Source organism: Thioalkalivibrio sp. (genome assembly GCF_041690275.1).
Classification (GTDB): Bacteria; Pseudomonadota; Gammaproteobacteria; order Ectothiorhodospirales; family Ectothiorhodospiraceae; genus Thioalkalivibrio.
In genome coordinates, this window is sequence record NZ_JAWLHP010000082.1 from 3,487 (window position 1) to 9,320 (window position 5,834).

Genomic DNA, 5,834 nt, shown 5'->3' on the forward strand with positions numbered 1-5,834 from the left:
CGGCAGGACCCGGCGCGGGGGACAGCGGCGCGGCATCCGGAACCGGCACCTCGCCGGGGCCGCCGCTGGCCGGGCGCACCGCTGCGAGCCCGCGGTGCAGCGTCTGGAAGATGAAGTCGTGCACCAGGCGCCCCTCGCGGAAACGCACCTCGTGCTTGGCCGGATGGGCATTCACGTCGACCCCCGACGGATCGAGTTCGAGGAACAGCACGAAGACCGGATGCCGTCCGTGGTAGAGCACGTCGCGGTAGGCGCGGCGGACCGCGGCCGACAGCACCCGGTCCCGCACCGGCCGGCCGTTGACAAAGAAGAACTGCTGGTCGGGCTGCGAGCGGGCGCGGGTCGGCGCACCCAGCCACCCCCGCAGGCTCAGCCCGGAACCCTCCCGCTCGATCTCGAAGGCATGCTGCGGGAAGTCCCCGCCCAGCAGCGCCGTTACCCGCGCCGCGCCCCCGTCGGCACCCGTGGCCGGCAGCTCCAGCACCGCGCGGCCGTTGTGCCGCAGCTCGAAACCGATGTCCGGCCGGACCGCCGCATGGGTGCGGACCACGTCCTCGCAGTGCAGGTACTCGGTGCGCTCCGTACGCAGGAACTTGCGCCGGGCGGGGACCCGGAAGAACAGGTCGCGGACCTCCACGGTGGTCCCCGGCGGGTGTGCCGCGGGTTCGACATCGCTGAAGACATCCGACCCGTCGCCGGCAAGCCGCCAGCCGCTGCGCGCACCGGTCTGCGTGGAGGTCAGGAAGAGACGCGCCACCGAGGCGATCGACGGCAGGGCCTCGCCGCGGAATCCCAGCGTCCGCAGCGACTCGAGGTCGCCCATCTGCGAGACCTTGCTGGTCGCGTGCCGCGACAGTGCGAGCGCCAGTTCCCCGCGCGGGATCCCGCTGCCGTCGTCGCTCACCCGGATCAGCCGGATCCCGCCCTGCTCCAGGTCCACGCGTATCCTGCGCGCACCGGCGTCGATGCTGTTCTCGATCAGCTCCTTGACCACCGAGGCGGGACGCTCGATCACCTCGCCGGCGGCGATCTGACTGATCAGCTGTGGGTGAAGCCTCTGTATTGGCACGACGGGTCCGGAGCAGTGGGAGCCGGGGACGCCGCTGCCGGCGCCGCTGCGGCGACTGCAAAGACTACCGCGGAACCGCGCGCCGCAGAAAGCGCCCGGCTGCGGGCAGGAGTCGGTGCAGGGTCGGGCGCGGGGCCCGGCCGGCGCGGCACGGGCCGCTCCGTATTCAGCTGCCGCGCAGCGGGATCTGCAGCACCTGGCCGGCGAAGATCCGGTCGTTCGGGAGATCGTTCACCGCCTGCAGCTCGGATACCGTCATCTGGTAGCGACTGGCGATCACGGACAGGGTCTCGCCAGGACGGATGATGTGCCGGTCGTTGCGGCCCTCGGCAATCATCGTCCCCGGGGGCGCGTGGGTCGCGAAATAGGCCCGCAGGCCGGTGAGGATCGCGTCCGCCAGCGAACCCTGGAAGCTCGCGGTGCGCAGCTTGCGCTCCTCCGAGGGGTTCGAGATGAAGGCCGCCTCCACCAGCACCGAGGGCACGTCGGGCGAGCGCAGCACCGCGAAGTTCGCCCGTTCCACCTCGGGCTTGCGGACCTTGCCCACGCGGTGCATCTCGGAGATCAGGCGCGCCGCCAGCGAGTGGCTCGCCTCCAGGCTGCCGCTCTGCGCGAGGTCGAGCAGCACGCCGGTCAGCGAATCGTCCGTTCTCTCGATCGGAACGCCTCCGAGACGCAGGTCGGCGCTGTTCTCACGCTGCGCGAGGAACCGCGCGGCCTCGCTCGAGGCACCGCGCTCGGAGAGGATGTAGACCGATGAACCCTGCACCCGGCGATCGTGGATCGCGTCCGCATGTACCGACATGAAGACGTCCGCCTGTGCGGACCGCGCCCGGGTGATCCGTTCGCGCAACGGAAGAAAGTAGTCCCCGGTCCGGATCAGCACCGCCCGCATCCCGGGTTCACGCTCGATCCGCTCCGCAAGGCGCCGGGCGATCTGCAGCACCACGTCCTTTTCGCGGGTGCCGCCCGGGCCAATCGCACCGGGATCGTGCCCGCCGTGCCCCGGATCGATCGCCACCACCACCTCGCGCAGCGGCTCCCGGGAGGCCGTGGCGGCATCCGGGGACGCCTCCGGCACATTGCTGGCCACCGCGGTCGTGCGCGGCCGCTCGGTGAGATCGAGCACCAGCCGGTGCGGGGAACCCTGCGCGGGAAGCAGCACAAAGCTGTGCGGGTTGCTGGCCCTCCGCAGGTCGAGCACCACGCGCAGGTCCTTCCCGTTGCGCTGGGCATGGCGGACCCCCTTCACCAGCGCGCGCGGATTCGAGGCCACGTCCAGCGCCTCCAGCGCCCGCGCGTCGGCGAGGTCCACGACCACGCGGTCCGGACCGTCGAGCGTGAATATGGTGTGGTCGGCCGGACCGTCCATGTCGAAGACCAGCCGGGTGGTGTCGCCGTCCACCGACATTCGCAGCCGCTGCACCCGGGACCCTGCCCAGCCCGGCAATGGCGTTGCGAGCAGCCCGAGGCCCGCGAGCCCGCGCAGCAATCGCCGCCGGCGGTGATCCGGTTGGTGCATCTTCGCCACGGACAATCCCTTTATGATCAGGGGTTCTGCTTACATTGTGGACCTTCCGCGTGAAAATGCAAGCCGGAAATTCCCGCCTTATGAGCGAGATACCGGCGAATCCGCCTAAATCATTGGAAGTTCTCGAACTCCGGGGCGATGCGCCTTGCCTCCGGACCCGAGAACCGCAGCCGTCGCCCGGCGCCCTCCTGCCAGAGACCGACCACCAGTTCCGGCTCGGGGAGCCAGCCCGCGCCCCGGTCCGGCCACTCCACCAGCCAGAGCGTGCGTTCGTCGCTCTGCTCGCGCACGCCGAGGTATTCCAGCTCGTCCGGATCGGCAACGCGATACAGGTCGAAATGCAGCACCGTCAGCCCGGGAAACTCGTAGGGCTCGAGCAGGGTGTAGGTCGGACTGCGCACCGCCCCCGGGTGACCCAGCTCATGCAGGAAGCCGCGCACCAGCGTCGTCTTGCCGGCGCCGAGATCGCCCTGCAGATGAATCTGCCGCACCCGCTCCAGGCCGGGGCAGCGCGCGAGCCTCGCCCCCGCACGCTCCGTGGCCTCCGCATCCGCGAGAAACAGTCCGCTGTCCGCCATCAGGACAGGCCGCCGGCGCTGGCCGGCAGCGCGGCGATCACGTCGCCCGCGAGCATGCCGCGTTCCCCCTCGAGCCGCTGCGCGGCATGCTGCGCGGCGGCCACGTGCCAGGCCGCCGCGGCCGCCGCCGCGGGGCCGGTGTCCATGCCCTGCGCCAGCAGGGCCCCGATGATGCCGGTCAGCGCGTCGCCCATGCCGGCCGTTGCCATGCCCGGGTGCCCCCCGGTGATGCAGACCGGCCGGTCTTCGGGCCCCCCGGAGACCAGCGTGCCCGCTCCCTTCAGCAGCACCACACCGCCGAAGCGGTCCGCAAGCCCGCGAAGCGATTCCGGACGATCCGCATTCACCGCGGACGCCTTGCTTCCGAGCAGCCGGGCGGCCTCGCCCGGGTGCGGGGTCAGCACCCAGTCCGGACGCCGGCGCGGTGCCAGCGCGAGCAGATTCAGCGCATCGGCATCGGCCACCAGCGGGCCGGACCAGTCCGCCACCACCTGCCAGAGGGCCCGGCCCCAGGATGCCTGCCCAAGGCCCGGACCCACGGCCACTGCATCGGCGCCCGATAGCAGTGTCTGCAGCTCGCGCGCCGCGGAGACCGCGCGCACCATCAGCTCCGGGCGTTCCAGGTTGGCGAAGGCCGCATGCTCCGGGTGGGTGACCAGCGTCACCCGCCCGGCCCCGGCACGCAGGCCCGCCACCGCGGCCAGGCGCGCCGCCCCGGAATAACCCGGGGCACCCCCGACCACCATCAGGTGGCCGCAGTCGCCCTTGTGGGCACCCGGCCGCCGGGGAGGAAGCGGATACGGAAGGCCCTCGGCGCCCGCGCGCGAGGCAAGCCAGGGCACATCGGCGTGGATGTCGGGCGGCAGCCCGAGTCCCGCCACCCGCACCCGCCCGGAATGATCCACCGCGGCGCCGGTGTGCAGCCCGAGCTTGTCCGCGATCATCGTCAGGGTCCGTGTGGCGCGTGCCGCGACGCCAAGAACGGCACCGGTGTCGATGTTGATCCCGGAGGGCACGTCCGCGGCGAGCACCGGCCGCCCGGAGCCGTTGAGGCTGTCGATCACCTCGGCGTGAATGCCCTCGATCGGGCGCCGCAGGCCGATGCCGAACAGGCAGTCGACCCACACCTCGGCACCTTCCGGCGCAAAGGTCTCCAGCGGCTCGATCGCGCCTCCGGTGCCCGTCCATGCCTGCCGGGCCCGCTCGCCGTCGGAGTCGTTGCGCGGGCCCGGCGCACCGGCATGGACGACCACCTCCAGACCCGCCGCCGCGGCCAGCCGCGCCAGCACGAAGCCATCGCCGCCATTGTTGCCGGGGCCGCAGAGCACGCCGACCCGGCGCGCCTCGGGGTGGGCATCCGTCAGCGCCTGCAGCAGGGCCTCGCCGGCGCGCTCCATCAGTGCGCCGTCGCCAAGACCCGGCAGGGCCATCGCTCGCTGGTCCAGCTCGCGCATTCCGTCCTCTCCGTAGAGGCGGTTGGCAATGGGCACGTTCATCGGTTCATCATCCATGGTGCACAACACCTCGAGGAGGCCTCCGCCCGATCGTGCCGCAATCCATGTCGCAAAGCCAATGCCGCGAGCTGGCCGAACGCATCCGCCGCTGGGGACGGGAACTGGGGTTCCAGGCGGTCGGCATCAGCCCGGCCAGCGTCGGAGTGCATGCCGACCATCTCGATCGCTGGCTGCAGCGCGGCTCGCACGGCGAGATGGACTGGATGGCCCGCCACGCCCACCTGCGCCGGGAGCCCGAGGCCCTGGTTCCCGGCACGCTGCGCGTGGTGAGCCTGCGCATGGATTATCTGCCGCCGGCCGCCGCCGACCCCGAGGGCGTACTGGCGAATCCCGGTCAGGCCTACATCTCGCGCTACGCGCTGGGGCGGGACTATCACAAGCTGCTGCGCAAGCGGATCCAGCAGCTGGCGGACCGGATCGGACGGGAGATCGGCCCCTTCGGCTACCGGGCCTTCACGGACAGCGCCCCGGTGCTGGAAAAGGCACTGGCCGAGCAGGCCGGCCTCGGCTGGATCGGCAAGCACACGAACCTGCTGGCCCGCGCGGCGGGGTCTTGGTTCTTTCTCGGCGAGCTCTTCACCGACCTGCCGCTGCCAGTGGACACGGGAGGCGAGGGCCACTGCGGCAGCTGCACCGCCTGCCTGGAGGTCTGCCCCACCCGGGCCTTTCGCGGGCCGTGGGATCTGGATGCGCGGCGCTGCATCTCCTACCTGACCATCGAACACCGGGGCCCGATCCCCGAGGATCTGCGTCCGCTGCTCGGGAACCGGATCTACGGTTGCGACGACTGCCAGCTGGTCTGTCCCTGGAACCGGTTTGCGCACATCAGCGTGGAGCCGGACTTCGCGGTCCGCCACGGGCTGGATGCGCCGTCCCTGGTGGCGCTCTTCGGCTGGGACGAAGCCACCTTCCTGCGCCACACCGAGGGCATGGCCATCCGCCGCATCGGCCACGAGCGCTGGCTGCGCAACATCGCGGTCGCGCTGGGCAACGGCCCGGCCACCCCCGAAGCCATCAGCGCCCTCGAAAGAAGGGCACAGCACGCCTCCGCGCTGGTCCGTGAACACACCGCCTGGGCCCTCGCCCGGCTGCGAGAACCCGCCCCCTCCGGCCAATGACGCCGTGCCCACAAACCCCCGAAG

Annotated in this window: 5 protein-coding genes; 1 reads left to right on the plus strand and 4 read right to left on the minus strand. The window is 71.7% G+C overall.

Annotated features, from left to right (window positions below; all coding sequences use genetic code 11):
- The 4 genes from mutL to ACESMN_RS12480 form a co-directional block, all read right to left on the minus strand.
- Nucleotides 1–1,069 (minus strand): DNA mismatch repair endonuclease MutL (mutL, locus tag ACESMN_RS12465; protein ID WP_373053927.1); only part of this gene is annotated, 1,069 nt, incomplete at its 3' end.
- 166 nt (nt 1,070–1,235) lie between these two features.
- Nucleotides 1,236–2,591, minus strand: coding sequence for an N-acetylmuramoyl-L-alanine amidase (locus ACESMN_RS12470; RefSeq protein WP_373053930.1), 1,356 nt, complete (start codon nt 2,589–2,591; stop codon nt 1,236–1,238).
- A gap of 119 nt (nt 2,592–2,710) precedes the next feature.
- On the minus strand, nt 2,711–3,178 hold the full coding sequence (gene tsaE / locus ACESMN_RS12475; RefSeq protein ID WP_373053928.1) for a tRNA (adenosine(37)-N6)-threonylcarbamoyltransferase complex ATPase subunit type 1 TsaE: 468 nt from the start codon (nt 3,176–3,178) through the stop codon (nt 2,711–2,713).
- On the minus strand, nt 3,178–4,662 hold the full coding sequence (locus ACESMN_RS12480; RefSeq protein ID WP_373053931.1) for an NAD(P)H-hydrate dehydratase: 1,485 nt from the start codon (nt 4,660–4,662) through the stop codon (nt 3,178–3,180). The genes tsaE and ACESMN_RS12480 overlap by 1 nt, the downstream gene beginning before the upstream one ends.
- A gap of 74 nt (nt 4,663–4,736) precedes the next feature.
- On the opposite strand from ACESMN_RS12480, the gene queG reads away from it, so the two are divergent.
- Nucleotides 4,737–5,810 carry a tRNA epoxyqueuosine(34) reductase QueG gene (gene queG / locus ACESMN_RS12485; protein WP_373053929.1) on the plus strand — a complete coding sequence of 358 codons (1,074 nt, stop codon included), beginning with the start codon at nt 4,737–4,739 and terminating at the stop codon, nt 5,808–5,810.
- Nucleotides 5,811–5,834: the final 24 nt, after the last annotated feature.